The following is an 18,874-nucleotide window of genomic DNA, read 5'->3' as shown; positions in this document are numbered from 1 at the left end:
AGCCAAAGCGGAGCAAAAGGCAATCGGCGGGCCCGCAATTATTGCCGAGAGCCCGATTCACGAAGCGCAAATTTCTGTCATCATAAGTCATGCGCGCCGCGCGACCTTCTCGTCTATGGTTGCATTCGCGCGGGGCGAAACAGGAGGAGTTTCGCCATGTCCCAGTTGAGCGGTATCGTGAGTTTGTTCCTGATTGCGGCGGCGTTTTTGACGTCATGCGACGATCAGAAGTCCCGGCAAAGCTCGGTAGAATTATCGACCCTCCAGGTGGTGCAGTAGCGCCAAAACCTCAAGGCCCCCGCTTTGCCGGGGGCCTTTTCGATTCCTGCTTTGGCCGGTCAGTGCCAATAGGGCTTCACGTGATAATATTGGAAAGAGGCGTCGCGGGCCGCTTCGCCGTCAGCGCCGGTCAACTGCTTGATCGAGTATGCGGGCGCGGCTTGAAGCTGCTCCTTCGTAAACGGGACGACGTAGCCGCCCTTGTCCTCGTCATAGTCGAGGGTCGCCCACGGCACCGCGTGGTATTTCTCGCCCATGCCAAGGAAGCCGCCGAAGCCGATCACTGCGAACATGATGCCGTTCGACATCTTGTCGAGCATGACATCCTCGATGCTGCCGATCCTGTTTCCCTCGGTGTTATAGACGGTCGTGCCAATGACGCGCGACGCAGCGATGGCTTCGGTATGCCCTGACGGGGTGGTCATGGTGGAACTCCTCTCGGGTTGATGTGCCTCAATGGACAATGAGAGGAGCGGGTGAAGGTTCCCGACTTCCGCTTAGCTGTCCATGAGGATGAAGGTGACCTTCATGTTGACCCGATAGGCAGCGATCTTGCCGTCCTGGACGACGATCTTCTGGTCCTGGATCCACGCGCCCTCGACGTTCTTCAGGGTTTTCGCGGCACGGGCGATACCCTTCTCGATCGCATCCTGAAAGCTCTTGTTGGACGACGACGTGATCTCGGTGACGCGGGCGACAGACATGGCTTCCTCCTGCCAAGGCGCTCAGTTGCAAAGGCGAGCCTACAACCGACCTTTTGCAGCCACAAGCAGTGAGAGATTGCGGCCAGGTTGCCATTGTCATCCGGCCGCGCTGCATGGCAGTGTCGCGCCAGGGGTTGGCGGATGGGCGGAAAACGCAATCGGCGGCAAGTTACGGCGCAAGCGCCGGCGCCAATGATCGACGCCAACGCCGCCAATGCATCCAGCGGATATTTCTTTGCCGGTGGCATGGGCCTGATCGGCATATTGATCGTCTGGTACTTCGCGCTTCCGCTCGATTTCGACCTCAACGATCGCGAGTTCAATCCGCTGATCTTCGTCCCGGTCCTATTCATTCTGATCGCGCTATACTCGCTGTCGAAGGCGATCCGCGACACGCTGCGGGTTCGCAAGTTCGGCCGGACGACACTCGTTGTCGGCCCCGCAACGGCCGGCAGGCGCTTTGAAGGTTTGCTGCGATCAAGCCGCGACCCGGCACCGGGCGGCGACTACACGGTGCAACTGAGGTGCATCCGCACCTACCGGGTCGGCGGGCCGGTTGTGAACACCAGCGGCACCCAGAGATCGACCTACAAGGAAGAACTCAGGTGGCAGGAGAAGATCGTCGTGCCATGCGCGTCTGTCCGGTCGAGCGCAGGCATTCCCTTCGCCTTCCAGATACCGCCCGATGCGCTGGCCTCCAAAGGGCCACCGATATACGAACGGGTGCACGGCAATGTGCGATGGATCCTGACCGTCAGCGCACCCATGCCGGGGCTGAATTACTACGCCGCTTTCGCAATCGACATGCAAGGTGACAGCGGTAACGAATGAGGGGGCGAGATTTAGCGCCCTTTGGCGATGCGGTCGAAGGCCATCAGCTTTTCCAGCAGCGCCGGCATATCCTTGAGGGGCACCATGTTGGGCCCGTCGGACGACGTCGAGTTGTCCGGATCCTGATGGGTTTCGATGAAGACGCCGGAGACGCCGACGGCAACGGCCGCGCGCGCGAGCGTTTCGACAAAGCGCCGCTCGCCGCCGGAGGAGCCGCCCTGCCCGCCCGGCTGCTGCACGGAATGGGTCGCGTCGAAGATCACCGGCGCGCCGATCTCGGCCATGACCGGCAGCGCGCGCATGTCCGAGACCAGCGTGTTGTAGCCGAAGGAGACGCCGCGCTCGGTGGCCAGCACGTTCGCATTGCCGGAGCCGGTGATCTTGGCGACCACGTTCTTCATATCCCAGGGCGCAAGGAACTGGCCCTTCTTCACGTTGATGACCTTGCCGGTTTTGGCCGCGGCGACAAGCATGTCGGTCTGCCGCGACAGGAAGGCCGGGATCTGCAGGACATCGACATGGGGAGCGACGATCGCACATTGCTCCTCGGTATGGACGTCGGTCAGCACCGGCAGCGAGAACGCCTTGCGAAGATCGTCGAAGATCGGCATCGCAGCATCGAGACCGCTGCCGCGCGTTGCCGACAGAGAGGTTCGATTGGCCTTGTCATAGCTGGTCTTGTAAACGAGGCCGATACCCAGCCGTTCCGTCAGTTCCTTCAGCGCGCCGGCCATGTCGAAGGCGTGCTGGCGCGATTCAAGCTGGCAAGGGCCGGCGATCAGCGACAGCGGCGCATCGTTGGCGAAAACGACCTTGCCGACGGTTACCGATGAATTGGGCGCCAGGGGCTTGCTCATGGGATCTCCCGGAAGATGAAGGTGGCGCCCTGACCGGGCGCCGGCGCAACGACGACATCTTTGCCGCTCATGTTGTGATCGATCGCCGCGGCGGCAAGTAGGCGTGTGGCGGCGGCGATGCTGCGGACCGCGAAAACCACGGCCTTGAATCGCAGGTCCGGGGCGCGCCCTGGCGAAAAACCAAAGCGCGAGGCAAAAGCGTCGGGCGTCAGTACGGTCAGGGTCGCGTTGGGCAATAGAATCTCGTCACCGTCGTTCGCGCCCTGGCCTGCGGCGGTCGATAGCAGGCCGGCCTGGCCCGACGGCCTGTCGCTGACCGCAACGATCTCGGCGATGCCGGTCGCCCCGTTGGCGTGCGCTTGCAGGGCCGTGCGGTCGATCCTCGGCGCGTTGATGCGCTGGCAGGCGAACAGGAAAGCGTCCGTCGCCTTTCGATCGGCCGCAAAAGCCAGTTTGAACGATGCCATGTCGCTTTTGCCCGTGGCGTCGGTAAAGGCGCGCGAAAAGCTCAGCATGCCTCCCGCCGATACTCCCGCCTCGACATAGCGCGCATGATCGGCATCGGCATCGGCGGTCCCGAACACGATCGCCGAAAAGCCCTCGTCGCCAAGCCTGTTGCGGTAAAGGCGGTCGCGCGCGACGAAGACATTGCCTTCGCCTATCGCCTGGCCGGCTGTTTTTTCATCGCCGATGGCCAACGGCTCGAGATAGGTGCCGTCGGCGAAAAAAACGCAAGCGTTCTCTGTCCCGAAAGGGTGGACGCCGGTCGGCGCGACGACAAAGCCGAGCAGCGAGAGGCGCTGCCTTGCGACCTCGAGGCTCAGCGTGGGCAGGACCAGATGGTCGAGCGGATGGGTCGAAGTTTCGATCATACCGGCGCGGTGTGCCCCATTCCGGAAACCGGTTCAAGGCCCGGCTTAAGCGAAGCGAATTGCCTTTGGCTCAGGCGCGGCTACGACATCCGCCGAATAGCGCAGTTCGCGCAGCGGCTTCACCTTGCTGGTGGTGTCTGCATAGATGGGATGCGCCTTGTAGGCGGCAAGGGCCGCCTCGTCCTGGAACTCGGCGTAGACGACCACGTCGATCGCGTTGGAGAAGAGATCGACCTTGGTGTTGAGCGTCACTTCGAAATGCGTCGAATGCGGAATCGTGCCGAGCGCCTGCAGGCCCGAGCGTACGGCCTCGACATCTTCCCTGCGCCGCACGCTGAAGAAAACGATGTGCCGGATCAATCCAGCCTCCCTGATCGTCGGTCCAGCGGTGTTTTGTGGGAGCAATGCCCGAGCGTCAACCGGCAACGATGTCGCGCCCGCGGTGCGAGACGAGCGAAATTTACCCCATGACGTAGCGCACGATGCGTGACATCTCGCGCACGGTCGCATCGAGATAGTAGCCATGATGGTAGAGGCCGTCCCAGATCAGGAAGAAGGTGACGGCGACGATGACGATCACATAGCGCATGGCTGAAACTACAGCATGCGGATCGCTGGAACCAGAGCGGGGCGGCGGCGATTGTCCCATTTCACTGCTTTTTGCGCGAGGGCCGATTTTCCGTCGGCAGCGCCACTGGCGCGAGCCCTGGCAACAGGGGGCGCGGCAGGCATTTCGCTTGCAGTCAATGCCGGCGCGGCAGTGAAGCGCCGACAGGCCCAGGCGTGCGAGGCTTCCATGAAACGTGCCGTCATCGCAACGGCGCCGGCGCTTGCCGCAATCTCGGCAGCGCCACTGGCGCGAGCCCTGGCAACAGGGGGCGCGGCAGGCATTTCGCTTGCAGTCAATGCCGGCGGGGCTTTGAAGCGCCGACAGGCCCAGGCGTGCGAGGCTTCCATGAAACGTGCCGTCATCGCAACGGCGCCGGCGCTTGCCGCAATCTCGGCAGCGCCGCTGAAGCAGGAATACCGTGGCCAACGGTCGCCAACGATCTGCTCGGCACGTCGATCCAACCGGCGTTTCCAGGGCCGGCCAATCACCGACACTTCGCCCTAACTTTGGCGCTGCGGACGGCCGCGCCAACGCTCTATGGGCATCAAAGCTCTATGCGGTATTTGGCAAAGCCTGCCTCGACGTCGCCTGCGGGCTCGATCTTGAGGGATTTCACCTCGGTTATGAAATCCTTGGCCCTCGGCCCGGTCTCGAAGACCACGCTGGTGCCGGGCAGCGGCATAAACGACCAGTTGTCGTCCGCCGACGGGTTGATCGTGCCCTCGCTGATGATGTAGCGCACGATTACGTCACGATTGGTGTCCGGCGCCTCGTAGATGATCTTCGAAGCGTTGATGTCGGGGAAATTGCCGCCGCCGCCAGCGCGGTAATTGTTGGTGGCAACGACGAATTTTGCTGCCGGATCAATAGCTTTGCCGTTGAATTTCAGGTCGACAATGCGATTGGAGCCGGCGTTCGCGACGCCACCCTTGGCATCGTATTTCGGCGGCTGCGAAAGGTCGATCCGGTAGGTGACGCCGTCGATGACGTCGAAATTGTAGGACGGGAAGTCGGTGTTGATGAGCGACTGATCCGCCTTGCCCGGCTCGATGTGGTTGAAGATGCCGGCCGACATCTCCAGCCATTCCTTCACCTGGGCGCCGGTGATCTCGACCGCACGCACCGTGTTCGGATAGAGGTAGAGATCGGCGACGTTCTTGATGGCGATATCGCCCTTGGGAACGTCGGTGTAGTAGTCGGCGCCGTTGCGTCCGCCCGCCTTGAAGGGTGCCGCCGCCGACAGCAACGGCACGTCTTTCCATTGCGTGCGCTTCAATATCTCCTCGAGATACCAGCTCTGCGCCCGGTTGACGATCTGCACGGACGGATCGTCGGCCACCAGGGCGAAAAAGGAATAGAGCGGCGCCGATGTCTTGCCGACCGGGCGGCGTACATAGGCAAGGGTTGCCTGATGGTCCTGCTCGAGCGCCGCTATGATGCGTTTGTCGTCGCCAACCGTTGCCTTGTTCTTGTTGTCGACGCGCTCATAGATCGGCCGTGCCTCAGACGTCGCCGAGACGACCCGCCATTTCGAGCCGTCGCGCTCCAAAAGCAGGTCGACGAGACCCATGTGCGAGCCCCAGAAACCGCCCATGACGGCCGGCTTGCCTTGCAGCGTGCCCTTTTCGGTATCGACGCCTTCGAGCGCCTGGAAATCCTTCTTGCCGGGGAAGACCAGATGCTGGTGGCCGGTGAAGACAGCGTCGATCCCCTCGACGCCGGCGACGAAGAAGGAGGCGTTCTCCATCTTGTCGCCCTGTTTGATGTCGATGCCCGAATGCGAAAGCGCGATGACAATGTCGGCGCCTTCTTCCCTTATTTGCGGCACCCAGGCCTTGGCCGCCTCGACGATGTCACGCGTCTGAACATTGCCTTCGAGGTTCTTCATGTCCCAGACCATGATCTGCGGCGGCACGAAGCCGATGACGCCGATCCGAATCGGCCGCTCGACCCCCGACCCGTCCTTGATCTTCCTGTCGAGGATGACATAGGGCTTGAGATAGAGCTTGTCGTCGCGCGGGTTCGCGGCAAGCGTGGTGCCGCGGATCAGGTTCGCGCAGACAAAGGGGAAATTGGCGCCGGCCAGAACCTTGTCGAGGAAGGACAGGCCGTAGTTGAACTCGTGGTTGCCGAGCGTCGAGCATTCGTAGCCGAGCAGGTTCATTCCCTTCATGACCGGATGCAGGTCGCCGTCCTTCATGCCCTTCTCATAGGCGACATAGTCGCCCATCGGGCTGCCTTGTAGAAGGTCGCCATTGTCTATCAGCATTGAATTGGTCGCTTCCTTGCGCACCGCGCCGATCAGCGAGGCCGTTCGGGACAGACCCATCGTGTCGTTCGCTTTGTCGGCGTAGTAATCATAAGGCAGCAGGTTCACATGGATGTCAGTCGTCTCCATGATCCTGAGATGCGCCTGATCGTCCGCGGCGTGGGCGGAGAACGGATGCAGCATGATCAGCGCCCCGGTCGCGGCCGCACCGGCCAGGAATTCGCGACGGGAGAATTCGGGGCGGAAGGCGGGCAGTCGCGACATTTTCTTCTCCACTTCGACAACGCGATAACCCCTGCCCCACGGCGGAGCATGGCGCTGACGGCGCCTTGAGTCCATGCGCGCGGAAAACCTTTCGATCACGAGAAGGTGACGCGTCGATGAAGCCGGCGACGGCGATCAAATCAGCTCTTGTCGTCGGTGCCCTGGGTGATCAGCCGCGCGCTGCGCTGACCGGTAAAATATATCCATAGCCAGCTAAGCGAGACCGCCAGGCGGTTGCGGAAGTCGATCAGGAAATAGATGTGCGCTATGCCCCAGAGCCACCAGGCAAGCCAGCCGGTGAGCTTGATCCAGCCAAAATCGATCGCGGCGGCACGCTTGCCGATCGTCGCCAGGTCGCCGTCGTGCCGATAGCGGAACGGGCGGGACGCCGTATCGCCGGCAAGCCGGGCCTTGATCGTCGTGGCAACATGCTTGCCTTCCTGCTTGGCCGCCGGCGCCACGCCGGGCACCGGCTTCCCGTCGGGACGCAACAGATGCGCCGTATCGCCGATGACGAAAATGTCGGGGCTGCCCGGCACGGTGAGGTCGGGCTCGACCAGCACCCTGCCCGCCCGATCGGCCGGCGCCCCCAGCCATTCGGCGGCCGGCGAAGCGGCAACGCCCGCTGCCCAGATGATCGTCCTTGCCGGAAGCTGTTGGTCGCCGAAGACGACGCCGTCGGCATCCAGTTGAGTTACGGGCCGTCCGAGCTCGACCGTGACGCCGAGCCGCTCCAGCGCCTTGCGGGCATAGTCGGAAAGCCGCGGCGCAAAATTGGCCAGGATCCGGTCGCCGGCCTCAATCAGCACGACCCGCGCCTGCCGCGTGTCGATGTTGCGGAACTCGCCGCGCAACGTGTCATGCGCGAGCTCGACAATGGTGCCGGCGAGCTCGACGCCGGTCGGCCCGCCGCCGACGATGACCAGCGTCAACAGCGCCTGCCACCTGGCCGGGTCGGGTTCACGCTCCGCCTGTTCGAAAGCGAGCAGGATGCGGCGCCGGATCGTCGTGGCATCCTCGAGCGTCTTCAGCCCCGGCGCGTAGGGCTCCCATTCGTCGTGGCCGAAATAGGCATGGCGCGCGCCGGTGGCGAGCACCAGCGTGTCGTAGCGAATAGAGCTGCCGTCCTCGAGCAGCACGCGCCTGCCGGCGCGGTCGACGCCGGTGACATTGCCCAGAAGGGTCGTCACGTCCTTGCGCCTCCGCAGCAGATGGCGAATCGGCCAGGCGACCTCCGAAGTTGCAAGCGACGTGGTTGCGACCTGGTAGAGCAGCGGCTGAAAAAGATGGTGGTTGCGCTTGTCGATCATCGTGATGCGCACCGGCGCTCCGGCCAGCGCGCGGGTGAGTTCGAGGCCGCCGAAGCCGGCGCCGACCACAACGACGTTATGCTTGGCTTCTTCCATTTGGTCACCTCGCCAAACCAACCTGTCCAGAATGTAAGCGTTGTTGTGCACTGCAACAACATTGCTGTTGCCCGCTCCCCTGCCCCGGAGTCGTCGCCCGGTGTCGTGAACGCGCATGTCGCTTTCGGAGCACCGGGTATAGCGTGGAGCAGAATGACAGGAGTGCAGCATGACCGACCACTGCGATGACGAAGGCCCGACCCAATACGCCTCGCCACCTTGTTTCATGCACGAGCTCGACCCGGCCTATCAGATGCCGCTCACCGACTGGACCGATGTCAGGCGCTGGCGCAAGGCGGAGCGCGAGAGACTGATCGGTGCCCGACTTGCGGTTTCGGCGGACGCCCGCTCCGCAATGTCGGCGCGCATTGCGGATCGCCTCGATGCGCTGATCGGTGACATAGTCGACCGCATGGTGAGTCTTTACTGGCCGTTCCGCGGCGAGCCGGATTTGCGGCCATGGATGGCGTCCGTCAATGAGCGCGGCGGTCGCACCGCATTGCCCATCGTCGTGGAGAAAGGACGCCCCCTGATCTTCCGTGCCTACAAACAGGGTGACCGGTTGGAAAAGGGCATCTGGAACATTCCGATCCCGGCCGAGGGCGATCCGGTGCTACCGGACATCGTCATCTCGCCGATCGTCGGCATTGATCCGGCAAATTATCGTCTAGGCTATGGCGGCGGCTTCTTCGATCGCACGCTGGCCGCCATGCCGTTCAAGCCGCTGATCATCGGCGTCGGCTACGAACTGCAGCGCATCGCCACCATCTATCCGCAGCCGCACGACATCCCGATGAGCGCGGTTGTGACGGAGGCGGCCGGCGCTTAGCAACACTTAGGCCATCTCCGGCCGCAGTCCGACCGCCGTACGGTCCACGATCTCGCGCAGCGCGAAGGACGAGTTGATCTTCGTCACATGCGGCATGGCCGACAGCCACTCCTTATGGATGCGTTCGTAGTCGACGAGGTCCTTGGCCGCGATGCGCAGGATGTAGTCGTATTCGCCTGACATCAAATGACAGGACAGCACGTTCGGACAGCGCTTGATCGCCGCCTCGAAATCCGACAGCGTCTTTTCGAATTGGCCCGACAGCGATATGTGCACGATCGCCGTCATCTGATGGCCAAGCGCGGAGTTGGAGAGCCGCGCGTGATAGCCGCGGATGGTTCCGGTTTTCTCCAGATTGTCGAGCCTGCGCGAACAGGCCGATTGGGAAAGGCCGACCTTCTCGGCAAGCGCCGCGTTGGGGATCCGGCCATCCTTCTGCAAAGTTTCCAGAATGGCGATATCGATCCTGTCGAGCCGCATTTTTCGTGAATCCTGCGAATATTCTGACATTCTGCGCAACGATTATCGAACAACGGCCAATGCCGCAAGTGCATTCGCAAACACATACGGAACGATTCGTGGTTGACTGCGTCTAGTGCATGTCGCCGGAAGTCGCGCGGCGGTTTCCGGGCCGATGCCATGCATGAAATGACAGGGAGAGCGCCCTCTCAAGGGCCGGACAGGAGAAGAACAATGCGCGTCGGCTGCCCCAGGGAAATCAAGAACCATGAATATCGCGTCGGACTGACGCCCGGCTCGGTCCGCGAATATGTCGCGCATGGCCACGAAGTGCTGGTCGAGACTGGCGCCGGCGCCGGCATCGGCGCCGACGACAACGCCTACCGCGCCGCCGGCGCCACCATCGCCAAGACGGCCGCCGACGTGTTCGCCAAGTCGGACATGATCGTCAAGGTCAAGGAGCCGCAGCCCAACGAATGGGTGCAGCTGCGCGACGGCCAGATCCTCTACACCTACCTCCACCTGGCTCCGGACCCGGAGCAGACCAAGGGTCTTCTCGCCTCAGGCGTCACCGCCATTGCCTATGAAACCGTGACCGACGACCGTGGCGGCTTGCCGTTGCTCGCGCCGATGTCGGAAGTTGCCGGCCGGCTGTCGATCCAGGCCGGCGCGACGGCGCTGCAGAAGGCCAATGGCGGCCGTGGCGTGCTGCTCGGCGGCGTGCCCGGCGTGTTGCCCGGGAAGGTCACCGTGCTCGGCGGCGGCGTCGTCGGCCTGCATGCCGCCAAGATGGCCGCCGGCCTTGGCGCCGACGTCACCATCATCGACCGCTCGATCCCGCGCCTGCGCCAGCTCGACGACATTTTCGGCGGCCGCGTCCATACGCGCTACTCGACGGTCGAAGCCCTGGAAGAAGAATGCTTCTCGGCCGACGTCGTCATCGGCGCCGTACTGATTCCGGGCGCCGCCGCACCCAAGCTCGTCACCCGTGAAATGCTCTCGGGCATGAAGAAGGGCTCGGTGCTGGTCGACGTCGCCATCGACCAGGGCGGCTGCTTCGAGACCTCGCACGCCACGACCCATGCCGATCCGACCTACGAGGTCGATGGTGTCATCCACTACTGCGTCGCCAACATGCCTGGCGCCGTGCCGGTCACTTCGGCGCACGCGCTCAACAATGCGACGCTGCATTACGGCCTGCAGCTCGCCGACAAGGGTCTGAAGGCGTTGATCGACGACCATCACCTTCGCAACGGCCTCAATGTCCATAAGGGCAAGATCACCAACCGTGCCGTCGCCGAAGCGCTCGGCTACGAAATGGTCGAGCCGAAGGCGGTGCTTGCCGCCTGACGGGTCCGCAGAGCTTCCTCAAGTCGCGCCCGCCGGGTCATTCCGGCGGGCTTTTTCGTTTTGCGAAAACTGGACCGAAAAAATCCGGGCAACAAAAAAGCGGAGCAAAAGCCCCGCTTCCTCGGTGTTGCGATCTGCCGCCAGTCCATCCGCGGTCGACAAATCATCAACGATTGATTTTTAGCGCAGTAGTACGACGAGAATACGACAGTCTTGAAACGCGCCCGGTCCCATCTCGGCGACCATTATACGTCCTTGTGTGAAATGTTTCACATTCGCTCGGCGCGAAAGACGCCTAGACACGCACCGTTACTGGCGGCCTGAGCTGCTTGCCGGGACGGCCAGCCCGGCCCGGACAGCGCTTGCCGACAGCTTCTGTCAAAGACCCTCCAACGGCCCGCCAGATTATCGGCGGGCTTTTTTTTGGGTCATGCGCGCTCGATGCGGCATTGATAGCAATTGTTCCGCGCCGAGCGGACGTGGATGTAGGCGATGTCGTCGCGCCCAAGCAGCATTTCGGCACGCGCGACGATGTCGCCCGTCGGCGTGACGGCGCCGCTGCCGTAGACGATGCGATCGTCCTTGCCGTAGCCCCTGACGATATAGTCGCTGCTTGCTAGCATCTCCGGCAGCGCATCCGCTTCCGTGGCGCGCTTACATTCCTCGGCATGCAGGAAGATCGGGCCGGTTTCGGCATAAGGCTGCAGGTCCGGGAATGGCCGATAAGCAAGGATGAGGTAGCCTTCGCCCTCGCCAACGTTCTTCATGCAGTGCCTGCAAGGGACACCGTCGCCGTCGGAAATCCGGTGCTCGGGGGTGCGGCCATAGGCATCGGGCCCTCCCCGCTGCAAGGCACGCACGGCTTCGGTCGGCAAGGCTTTGAACTGGATGCTCATGGCAAAATCTCCGGTGTCGAGGTCCGGAAAATATGCCTCTGCCTTTGTGACTCCCACCCGATTCCTGACTGGCAGCCAGCGCATACGAAAGCCCCGTTGCGTTGGAGCCGTGGCATGTTCAGGTTCAGAGCAATTCCGGAAAAGGTGTGTAGCGGAGTGGGCTCGGCGCCTTCGCCGGCTCTACTGCATGTCGCTCAGAAGTGTGCGGCGGTTCCGGGACAACGACTTGCATCAAACAAAAGATCTAAGACGCATCGCCTGAATCCGTTTCAGCGCGACCCGCTTTAGGGTCGCATGACGCTGGCCGCGCGCTCAGCGAAGGTCAGCGGATGCACGACTTCCTTCTTCTGCGCCACCGGGGTGAAGCCGAGTTTCTGGTATAGCGGAAGAGCCGCCGGATGGTCGAGCGTGCAGGTCTGCACGGTGACGCGCTTCGGCCCATGCGCCCAAGCCGCCGAGATGGCCGCGCCAAGGAACCAGCGGCCGATACCCTGGCCGTGCGCATGTTCCATCATGCCGAAATAGGCGAGCTCCACTTCCTCCGGCAGATGCGGCTTGAGGTCGAAGAAGCCGGCGGGAGCACCGTCGAGATAGAGCACTCTGATATCACGGTCCTCCCGGTGCAGGCCGGCGGCAAGTTCCTCATCGCTGAGCCTGAGCACGTTGACCCAATGCCATTTGCGCCCGACGCGATCCATCAGATAGCGGTAGAAATGGAGCGGAATGTCTTTTGTCTTCAACAGCGCGATCTGACGGTTGTAGGGAATTGGCGGAGATACCGCCGGCGCGGCATGCATCTCCAGGAACGTGACGGTGACGTCGATATCTTTTTGCTCGCCGTTTTCCATCATTCTTTCCCCGTCACCACCGGCGTGTCGCTGAGACCGCCCCATTCTGTCCAGGAACCGTCGTAGAGCCGGTTGTCGGTATGGCCAAGCGTCTCGAGCGCCAATGTGATCGCGGCCGCCGTGATGCCCGAGCCACAGGACGTGACGACCGGCTTCGACAGGTCGATGCCGGCATCCTCGATCACCTTGCGCAGGCGGTCCTTGGGCAACAGCTCGCCATTCTCGGCAAGTGCCGTAACCGGAATGTTATGCGCGCCGGGCATATGGCCCGAACGGACGCCTGGGCGCGGCTCGGGATCGGTCCCGGCAAAGCGGCCGGCCGAGCGCGCGTCGGCGATTTGGCTCTCGCGAGCGGCGACGATTCTGCGCATCTCGTCGAGGCCGACGACCCGGCCCGCATCGAAATCGGCATAGAAAACGCTCGGCGCGATCTTTGTCGGCTGAGCCGTCACGGGTCGTCCCTCGGCCTTCCAGCGGTCAATGCCGCCGTTCAAAATGTAGACCTGAACGACGCCCATGACCCGGAACATCCACCAGGCGCGTGGCGCCGAGAACAGGCCCGGACCGTCATAGACGACGATGGTGTCGTCGGCAGAAACGCCCATGGCGCCGACATATTGGGCGAAGTGCTGCGGCGACGCCAGGGTGTGCGGCAGTTTCGAATCCGGATCGGAAACCGCATCCTGATCGAGGAAGCGCGCGCCGGGAATATGCGCGGCATCGTACTCGGCGCGGGCGTCGCGCTTTTGCGCCGGCAGATACCAGGAGGCGTCGATGATGGTGAGGCCGGGCTCGCCAAGCCGCTTCTGCAGCCAGTCGGCGTCGACGATGAAAGGACTGTCCTGCGCCATTCTTTTCTCCCTACCCGGCCCTAGAGCATGACGTCGAAAAGTGTGGAACGGTTTTCGGGCGGCATCATACTCTATCTCTTTGATTTAGAGACCGATTCAGATTTAGGGTCGTTCGACCCGAAATCATCCAGCTCTAGCCTCAATTCGCCGGCATCGGTCCGAAGCGGAGGCGGAAGCGCCGGTTCTCGCGGCCCTTCTTCTCGATCTTGCCGATATGGATCTCACCGACTTCGCCGGTCGACTTCACATGGGTACCGCCACAGGGCTGGCTGTCGATCGCGCCGTTCCCGCCGATGCAGACCAGGCGGATCTTGCCGGTGCCGACGGGTGGACGGACGTTCTTCGATTTGACCAGGCCGGGATTGGCGGCGAGCTCCTCGTCGGTGATCAGCCGGGTGAAGATCGGATGATCGGCGCGCACCAGCTCCATCAGGCGAACCGTCACGTCCTCCTTGGTGAAGGAAGCGTCGGGAATGTCGAAATCGACACGGCTGTCATCCTCGGCAACGGCCGCTCCGGTGATCGGGAACGGGCAGACGACCGTCAGCAGATGGCAGGCGGAGTGCATGCGCATCAGAAGGTGGCGCCGCTCCCAGTCGATCAACAGCTTCAGTCTTTCGCCGACCGCGGGCAGCGCCTGGTCCGACGCCGGCACGTGGATGATCTCGTCCTTGGTCTCGCCGGTGATGGTGGCGGCGATCGCGATGCGGCCGCCACCTTCGCGCTCGAACGTCCCGGTGTCGCCCGGCTGCCCGCCGGACGTTGCGTAAAAGACTGTACGGTCGAGAAGGATGCCGCCACGATCGTTGATCGAGACGACCTCGGCCTGCGCCGTCCTCTGATAGGCGTCGTCGCGAAACAGCGCTTCGGTCGTCCGTGCCATCATGCCACCTTTTCGAACGGGACCGAAATATCGGTCTTCTCTTCCATCCAGCCCGGTACCGGAAGGTTCTTGCCGCGCAGGAATTCCGGATTGAAGAGCTTGGACTGGTAGCGCGTGCCGTAGTCGGCAAGGATCGTCACGATGGTGTGGCCAGGTCCGAGGTCGCGCGCCAGCCGGATGGCGCCGGCGATATTGATGCCGGTCGAGCCGCCGACGCAGAGCCCTTCCTCCTGGATCAGGTCGAAGATGATCGGCAATGCTTCCTCGTCCGGGACCTGGTAGGAGAAGTCCGGCGTGAAGTCTTCCAGATTGGCGGTGATGCGGCCCTGCCCGATGCCTTCGGTGATCGAGTTGCCGTCGGACTTCAACTCGCCGCTGGTGTAGAAACTGTAGAGCGCGGCGCCCAGCGGATCGGCGAGCGCGATCTTGACGTCCTTGTTCTGGCCCTTCAGCCCGAGCGCGACACCGGCAAGCGTGCCGCCGGAGCCTACCGCCGAAACGAAGCCGTCGATCTTGCCGCCTGTCTGGGCCCAGATCTCCTGCGCAGTCGTGCGGATATGACCGTCGCGGTTGGCGACATTGTCGAACTGGTTGGCCCAGATCGCGCCGTTGGGTTCGGAGCGCGCCAGTTGCTCGGCAAGGCGGCCCGACAGTTTTATGTAATTGTTGGGGTTCTTGTAGGGCACGGCCGGCACTTCGATGAGCTCCGCGCCCAGGATCTTGATCACGTCCTTCTTTTCCTGGCTCTGCGTGTCGGGGATGACGATGACGGTGCGGTAGCCGAGCGCCTTGGCGACCAGCGTCAAGCCGATGCCGGTGTTGCCGGCAGTGCCTTCGACGATGACCCCGCCGGGCTTCAGGAGCCCGCGCTGCTCGGCATCGCGGATGATGAACAGGCCGGCTCTATCTTTCACCGATTGCCCCGGATTCATGAATTCGGCCTTGCCGAGGATCTCACAGCCGGTCGCTTCCGAAGCCTTGTTGAGCCGGATCAGGGGCGTGTTGCCGATCGCTTCGATCACAGAACGGGGCATGCGGGATTCCTTCATGTGTGCGGCGAGACCCTAGAAACCGGGCGCTGCGGTTTCAAGGCAAGATTTTGCCTGGTCCAGTCGCATTCCGGACGCTGCATTGCTCGCGATCATTTAACACTGAGCGCACGAACCGCTCTTTTCATTCGATTTCTGCACCGCTACAGCAAGCGCGAACATTCGCAAGGCATCGCATGACACTCTACCGGGCCAATCCGAAGGACGGTGTCGCCTGGATCACGGGCGGCAGCAGCGGCCTTGGACGCGCATTAGCCAAGGATCTCGCCAATCAAGGTTATGCGGTCGCGGTGACCGCCCTGCCGGAAGACCCGGTCGACACGCTGATCGTCGAAACGGCGCAAATGTCGGGACATGTGAAGTCCTTTCCCTGCGATGTGACCGACGAGCACGGCATGGCACGCACCGTCGCCGCGATCGAGGAGCAGATGGGCCCGATCGTGCTTGCCGTGTTCAACGCCGGCAACTACATAGCCACCCCCGGCGAGAACCTGGTGGTGCGCGATTTCCACCGCTCCTTCGCCGTGAACTATTTCGGTATCGTCAACGGTGTGGTGCCAGTGGTCGACTACATGCGTGGGCGCGGACGCGGCCATATCGTTTTGGTCGGATCGGTCACCGCCTATTCCGGCTGGCCGACCACAGCAGCTTATGGCGGCACCAAGGCCGCGATCAACATCCTGGCGGAGTCGCTGAAATACGACTTCGACAAGCTCAACATCCGCGTTCAGGTGATCAATCCGGGGTTCATCGACACGCCGCTGACGGAAAAGAATATGCTGCCGATGCCAGGCCTCATGCCGGTGCATCGTGCGTCGCGCCGCATGGCGCGCGGTATCAGGAAGGGTAGCTTCGAAGTCACCTTCCCGTATCACATAAGCTGGCCGTTGAAGCTGCTTGGCCTGCTGCCGCGGCCGATCGGCCGCTTCGTCATCGGAGCTACCACCAGTTGGTGGAGACGGCCGTTATATTTCGATCGCAAGCTGCACGGCGCAAAAGATCCGTCCCGCGACAAGGCAAGATGAGTCGGCGAAACCGCGATTGCCTGCGTGCGGGCACGGCCATAGGTTGAGAATGATTGCCTGGAGACTGCGATGGGGCGACGGATCGTGCTTGCGGTGCTTGGCCTTGCCGTCATCCTGGTCGCTGGGTTCTTCCTCGGCCCGCGGGTGCCGGTCGATACGACAATCCGCTTCAATCCGTCGGTGATCGGCGAAGATCCGCAGGCCTATCTGGCGCGTGAAGAGGCTGCCGTGCCCAACATCCGCGACGGGCTCGATAAGGAGATCATCTGGGCGAACCCGATGGTTCATGCCAAGACGCCTTTGGCCATCGTCTACATCCATGGCTTTTCAGCCTCGAAGGGCGAGGTTCGCCCCTTGCCGGACGACATTGCCGATGAACTGGACGCCAACCTCTTCTACACGCGCCTGACCGGTCACGGCCAGGATGGCGCGGCCATGGCCGAAGGCAGCGTTAATGCCTGGGTCAACGACTATGAGGAGGCTCTGGCCATCGGTCGCGCCATCGGCGACAGGGTGATCGTTGTTGCCACCTCGACCGGCGGCTCGCTGGCGGCACGGGCCGCAACACAAGCAGGCGCATCCGACGACGTCGCGGCGATCGCGTTCATCTCGCCAAATTTCGGCGTCAGGGCGTCAGGCGCCGAGATCCTCACCCTGCCCTGGGGCAAACAGATCGCCGAGCTGGTCGGCGGCAAGGAGCGCAGCTTCAGTGCTCGCAATGCGCTGCATGAAAAGTTCTGGACCACCAAATATCCGATGGCCGCGGTGCTGCCGATGGCGGCGCTCACCAATCTCGCCTATGAGGCGCCGGTCGAGAAGGCGACGATCCCCGCCCTGTTCATCTTCTCGGATTCCGACAAGGTGGTGCGGCCAGACCGCACGCGCGAGATCGCCGGGCGCTGGGGTGGTCCGCACGAGCTGGTGCCGGTCGACGACACCGGCGATCGGGACGATCACGTCATTGCCGGCGATGCGCTGTCGCCACAGACCACAGCCTTCCTGACCCAGCGTATCGTGGTGTGGGTGAAGGCGCTGATGCAGCAGCAATCAGGCCAGTGAAACGAGAAACGGCCGGAGCACCGCTCCGGCCGTTCCATTCCTCTCGTCTGGCGAGCTCAAGCTGCCCGGTTTGCCGGACGCTTGCCGCCGAAGCGGCGCTTGTTGTTGCCTTTGAAGCGTTTGAAGCCGTCGGGCTTGCGCTCGCCATTCGGCTTGGCCGCAGCCGTACGTTCGCCCTGCGGCTTCGGCCCGCGCTCGCCCTGCGGCTGGCTTGCGAAACGCTTCGTGTCGCCGTTGCCCGGGCGGCGACCGTCGCGACGGCCGCCATGATGCTCGCGGTCGTTGGCCGGTTCGAAATGACGCTCGGTCTTTTCCCGGGGATCGCGCTGCGGATCCGGGCTGCCCAGATGATCGGCGATGACCGGCAGCTTCATGCGGATGATGCGCTCGACTTGCCGCAGCTTGGCGTTCTCCGAAGGATCGCAAAGCGTGATGGCAATGCCATCCCTGCCGTTGCGGCCCGTGCGGCCGATGCGATGGACGTAGCTTTCCGCCTCGTCCGGCAGGTCGAAGTTCACGACATGGCTGATGCCGGGCACGTCGATGCCGCGCGCGGCGATATCGGTCGCGACCAGGATGCGAACCGCGCCGTCGCGGAAATCGTTGAGCGCCTTCTGGCGCGCGTTCTGCGACTTGTTGCCGTGGATGACGGCGGCGTTGAAGCCGTCGCGGGCAAGGTCCTTGGTGACGCGGTCGGCGCCGTGCTTGGTGCGCGAGAACACGATCACCGAGCGCATCGCCTCGTCGCCCAGCATCTTCGACAGCACCTGCCGCTTCTGCTTGGTGCGGGCAAGCACCAAGCTCTGCACGATCTCGGCGGCGGCCGTGCTTTGCGGCGCGACCTCGACGCGAACCGGGTTCTTCAAAAGGCCCTTGGCGAGCTCGGCGATCTCGTCCGGCATGGTGGCTGAAAACAGCGCCGTCTGGCGGTCCGGCGCGGTCGCCTTGGCGATGCGCTTGACGTCGTTGATGAAGCCCATGTCGAGCATGCGGTCACCCTCATCGAGGACGAGCCATTTGGTGTCGGCAAGGATGAGGTCGCCCTCTCGCACGAGGTCCGTGAGCCGGCCCGGCGTGGCGATCAGGACATCGACGCCGGGGCCGATCTTCTTCACCTGGCTGAAGCGCGAGACACCGCCGAGAACGAGCGCGGTCGAGACATGCGCGCCCTTGGCAAGGATCTTAATGGTCTCCTCGATCTGCACGGCCAGTTCGCGCGTCGGGGCCAGGATCAGCGCGCGCGCCGTCTTCGGCCGACGCTTGGTGCCCAGACCGATGATCCGCGACAAGATCGGCAGCGCGAAGGCGGCCGTCTTGCCGGAACCCGTCTGGGCGATGCCGAAAATGTCGCGGCCTTCCAACTGCGGCGGGATCGCCTGCATCTGGATCGGCTTCGGCTCGGTGAAGCCCGCGGCAATGGTGGCCTTGAGCAGCGCACCGGTGATGCCAAGCGCGGCGAAACCGGAGAGTTCCGCAGTGCCCGTGCCGGGCAAAGTGTTTTCGTTGGTCAAAATATTCTTCTTTCACGCGGCG

21 protein-coding genes are annotated in these 18,874 nt (G+C 63.0%); 5 read left to right on the top strand and 16 right to left on the bottom strand.

Annotation, left to right across the window (positions count from 1 at the left end; translation table 11 throughout):
* Positions 1-338 precede the first annotated feature (338 nt).
* Together F3H96_RS22410 and F3H96_RS22405 are read right to left on the bottom strand one after the other, a co-directional pair.
* Positions 339-704, bottom strand: coding sequence for a PRC-barrel domain-containing protein (locus F3H96_RS22410; protein ID WP_149803881.1), 366 nt, complete (start codon positions 702-704; stop codon positions 339-341).
* 72 nt (positions 705-776) lie between these two features.
* Positions 777-983 (bottom strand): dodecin family protein, encoded by a 207-nt coding sequence (locus tag F3H96_RS22405; RefSeq protein WP_149803880.1) that lies wholly within the window; start codon positions 981-983, stop codon positions 777-779.
* A gap of 192 nt (positions 984-1,175) precedes the next feature.
* On the opposite strand from F3H96_RS22405, the gene F3H96_RS22400 reads away from it, so the two are divergent.
* Entirely contained in the window at positions 1,176-1,814 is a 639-nt protein-coding gene (locus F3H96_RS22400) for a hypothetical protein (protein ID WP_149803879.1), read from the top strand.
* 11 nt (positions 1,815-1,825) lie between these two features.
* Here F3H96_RS22400 and kdsA read toward each other — a convergent pair whose 3' ends face one another.
* The 7 genes from kdsA to F3H96_RS22370 form a co-directional block, all read right to left on the bottom strand.
* A complete protein-coding gene (gene kdsA, locus F3H96_RS22395; RefSeq protein WP_149803878.1) occupies positions 1,826-2,671 on the bottom strand; it encodes a 3-deoxy-8-phosphooctulonate synthase in 846 nt (281 codons plus the stop codon).
* On the bottom strand, positions 2,668-3,543 hold the full coding sequence (locus F3H96_RS22390) for a VOC family protein (protein WP_149803877.1): 876 nt from the start codon (positions 3,541-3,543) through the stop codon (positions 2,668-2,670). The genes kdsA and F3H96_RS22390 overlap by 4 nt, the downstream gene beginning before the upstream one ends.
* A 45-nt stretch (positions 3,544-3,588) precedes the next feature.
* On the bottom strand, positions 3,589-3,903 hold the full coding sequence (locus F3H96_RS22385; RefSeq protein WP_149803876.1) for a Dabb family protein: 315 nt from the start codon (positions 3,901-3,903) through the stop codon (positions 3,589-3,591).
* A gap of 100 nt (positions 3,904-4,003) precedes the next feature.
* Positions 4,004-4,132 carry a hypothetical protein gene (locus tag F3H96_RS31545; RefSeq protein WP_280177786.1) on the bottom strand — a complete coding sequence of 43 codons (129 nt, stop codon included), beginning with the start codon at positions 4,130-4,132 and terminating at the stop codon, positions 4,004-4,006.
* Between the two features lie 8 nt (positions 4,133-4,140).
* The gene (locus tag F3H96_RS22380; protein WP_149803875.1) at positions 4,141-4,647 is read right to left on the bottom strand and encodes a hypothetical protein; all 507 of its coding nucleotides are present in this window, start codon (positions 4,645-4,647) and stop codon (positions 4,141-4,143) included.
* A 50-nt stretch (positions 4,648-4,697) separates the two neighbouring features.
* Positions 4,698-6,686, bottom strand: coding sequence for a bifunctional 2',3'-cyclic-nucleotide 2'-phosphodiesterase/3'-nucleotidase (locus tag F3H96_RS22375; protein ID WP_149803874.1), 1,989 nt, complete (start codon positions 6,684-6,686; stop codon positions 4,698-4,700).
* 140 nt (positions 6,687-6,826) lie between these two features.
* Positions 6,827-8,092, bottom strand: a complete 1,266-nt coding sequence (locus F3H96_RS22370) for an NAD(P)/FAD-dependent oxidoreductase (RefSeq protein ID WP_149803873.1) — start codon at positions 8,090-8,092, stop codon at positions 6,827-6,829.
* A 169-nt stretch (positions 8,093-8,261) separates the two neighbouring features.
* Here F3H96_RS22370 and F3H96_RS22365 point away from each other — a divergent pair, with 169 nt between their 5' ends.
* Positions 8,262-8,921, top strand: coding sequence for a 5-formyltetrahydrofolate cyclo-ligase (locus F3H96_RS22365; protein WP_149803872.1), 660 nt, complete (start codon positions 8,262-8,264; stop codon positions 8,919-8,921).
* A gap of 6 nt (positions 8,922-8,927) precedes the next feature.
* On the opposite strand, the gene F3H96_RS22360 is transcribed toward F3H96_RS22365, so the two are convergent.
* Complete coding sequence (locus tag F3H96_RS22360; RefSeq protein ID WP_149803871.1) at positions 8,928-9,401, bottom strand: Lrp/AsnC family transcriptional regulator; 474 nt, start codon at positions 9,399-9,401, stop codon at positions 8,928-8,930.
* 213 nt (positions 9,402-9,614) lie between these two features.
* Between F3H96_RS22360 and ald the strand changes: the two genes are divergently transcribed.
* Positions 9,615-10,730 (top strand): alanine dehydrogenase, encoded by a 1,116-nt coding sequence (ald, locus tag F3H96_RS22355; RefSeq protein ID WP_149803870.1) that lies wholly within the window; start codon positions 9,615-9,617, stop codon positions 10,728-10,730.
* 428 nt (positions 10,731-11,158) lie between these two features.
* Here the strand turns inward: ald and F3H96_RS22350 are convergent, their stop codons facing one another.
* From F3H96_RS22350 to F3H96_RS22330, 5 genes are all read right to left on the bottom strand, one after another.
* The gene (locus tag F3H96_RS22350; RefSeq protein WP_149803869.1) at positions 11,159-11,626 is read right to left on the bottom strand and encodes a DUF1203 domain-containing protein; all 468 of its coding nucleotides are present in this window, start codon (positions 11,624-11,626) and stop codon (positions 11,159-11,161) included.
* Between the two features lie 284 nt (positions 11,627-11,910).
* Positions 11,911-12,474, bottom strand: coding sequence for a GNAT family N-acetyltransferase (locus F3H96_RS22345; RefSeq protein WP_149803868.1), 564 nt, complete (start codon positions 12,472-12,474; stop codon positions 11,911-11,913).
* Positions 12,474-13,325 carry a 3-mercaptopyruvate sulfurtransferase gene (sseA, locus tag F3H96_RS22340; protein WP_149803867.1) on the bottom strand — a complete coding sequence of 284 codons (852 nt, stop codon included), beginning with the start codon at positions 13,323-13,325 and terminating at the stop codon, positions 12,474-12,476. The genes F3H96_RS22345 and sseA overlap by 1 nt, the downstream gene beginning before the upstream one ends.
* A gap of 139 nt (positions 13,326-13,464) precedes the next feature.
* A complete protein-coding gene (locus F3H96_RS22335; RefSeq protein ID WP_149803996.1) occupies positions 13,465-14,208 on the bottom strand; it encodes an alanyl-tRNA editing protein in 744 nt (247 codons plus the stop codon).
* On the bottom strand, positions 14,208-15,242 hold the full coding sequence (locus tag F3H96_RS22330) for a cysteine synthase A (RefSeq protein ID WP_149803866.1): 1,035 nt from the start codon (positions 15,240-15,242) through the stop codon (positions 14,208-14,210). The genes F3H96_RS22335 and F3H96_RS22330 overlap by 1 nt, the downstream gene beginning before the upstream one ends.
* 191 nt (positions 15,243-15,433) lie before the next feature.
* Here F3H96_RS22330 and F3H96_RS22325 point away from each other — a divergent pair, with 191 nt between their 5' ends.
* Positions 15,434-16,282 carry an SDR family oxidoreductase gene (locus F3H96_RS22325; RefSeq protein WP_149803865.1) on the top strand — a complete coding sequence of 283 codons (849 nt, stop codon included), beginning with the start codon at positions 15,434-15,436 and terminating at the stop codon, positions 16,280-16,282.
* Positions 16,283-16,351: 69 nt separating this feature from the next.
* Complete coding sequence (locus F3H96_RS22320) at positions 16,352-17,341, top strand: alpha/beta fold hydrolase (protein ID WP_149803864.1); 990 nt, start codon at positions 16,352-16,354, stop codon at positions 17,339-17,341.
* 56 nt (positions 17,342-17,397) lie between these two features.
* Here the strand turns inward: F3H96_RS22320 and F3H96_RS22315 are convergent, their stop codons facing one another.
* Positions 17,398-18,852, bottom strand: coding sequence for a DEAD/DEAH box helicase (locus F3H96_RS22315; RefSeq protein ID WP_149803863.1), 1,455 nt, complete (start codon positions 18,850-18,852; stop codon positions 17,398-17,400).
* Positions 18,853-18,874 lie beyond the last annotated feature (22 nt).

The sequence above is a fragment of the Mesorhizobium sp. NFR06 genome, from assembly GCF_900115245.1.
Lineage (GTDB): Bacteria > Pseudomonadota > Alphaproteobacteria > Rhizobiales > Rhizobiaceae > Mesorhizobium.
Note: the sequence above shows the minus strand (reverse complement) of the source record. Positions and strands in the feature narration are given on the sequence as shown.

Bases quoted from the DNA above. Each gene is read 5' to 3' on its own strand.
- F3H96_RS22410 (WP_149803881.1), bottom strand. From the start codon at position 704: ATGACCACCCCGTCAGGGCATACCGAAGCCATCGCTGCGTCGCGCGTC.
- F3H96_RS22345 (WP_149803868.1), bottom strand. From the start codon at position 12,474: ATGGAAAACGGCGAGCAAAAAGATATCGACGTCACCGTCACGTTCCTG.
- ald (WP_149803870.1), top strand. From the start codon at position 9,615: ATGCGCGTCGGCTGCCCCAGGGAAATCAAGAACCATGAATATCGCGTC.
- F3H96_RS22325 (WP_149803865.1), top strand. From the start codon at position 15,434: ATGACACTCTACCGGGCCAATCCGAAGGACGGTGTCGCCTGGATCACG.
- F3H96_RS22320 (WP_149803864.1), top strand. From the start codon at position 16,352: ATGGGGCGACGGATCGTGCTTGCGGTGCTTGGCCTTGCCGTCATCCTG.
- F3H96_RS22405 (WP_149803880.1), bottom strand. From the start codon at position 983: ATGTCTGTCGCCCGCGTCACCGAGATCACGTCGTCGTCCAACAAGAGC.
- F3H96_RS22370 (WP_149803873.1), bottom strand. From the start codon at position 8,092: ATGGAAGAAGCCAAGCATAACGTCGTTGTGGTCGGCGCCGGCTTCGGC.
- F3H96_RS22365 (WP_149803872.1), top strand. From the start codon at position 8,262: ATGACCGACCACTGCGATGACGAAGGCCCGACCCAATACGCCTCGCCA.
- F3H96_RS22335 (WP_149803996.1), bottom strand. From the start codon at position 14,208: ATGGCACGGACGACCGAAGCGCTGTTTCGCGACGACGCCTATCAGAGG.
- F3H96_RS22330 (WP_149803866.1), bottom strand. From the start codon at position 15,242: ATGCCCCGTTCTGTGATCGAAGCGATCGGCAACACGCCCCTGATCCGG.
- F3H96_RS22390 (WP_149803877.1), bottom strand. From the start codon at position 3,543: ATGATCGAAACTTCGACCCATCCGCTCGACCATCTGGTCCTGCCCACG.
- F3H96_RS22400 (WP_149803879.1), top strand. From the start codon at position 1,176: ATGATCGACGCCAACGCCGCCAATGCATCCAGCGGATATTTCTTTGCC.
- F3H96_RS22350 (WP_149803869.1), bottom strand. From the start codon at position 11,626: ATGAGCATCCAGTTCAAAGCCTTGCCGACCGAAGCCGTGCGTGCCTTG.
- F3H96_RS31545 (WP_280177786.1), bottom strand. From the start codon at position 4,132: ATGCGCTATGTGATCGTCATCGTCGCCGTCACCTTCTTCCTGATCTGG.
- kdsA (WP_149803878.1), bottom strand. From the start codon at position 2,671: ATGAGCAAGCCCCTGGCGCCCAATTCATCGGTAACCGTCGGCAAGGTC.
- sseA (WP_149803867.1), bottom strand. From the start codon at position 13,325: ATGGCGCAGGACAGTCCTTTCATCGTCGACGCCGACTGGCTGCAGAAG.
- F3H96_RS22360 (WP_149803871.1), bottom strand. From the start codon at position 9,401: ATGCGGCTCGACAGGATCGATATCGCCATTCTGGAAACTTTGCAGAAG.
- F3H96_RS22375 (WP_149803874.1), bottom strand. From the start codon at position 6,686: ATGTCGCGACTGCCCGCCTTCCGCCCCGAATTCTCCCGTCGCGAATTC.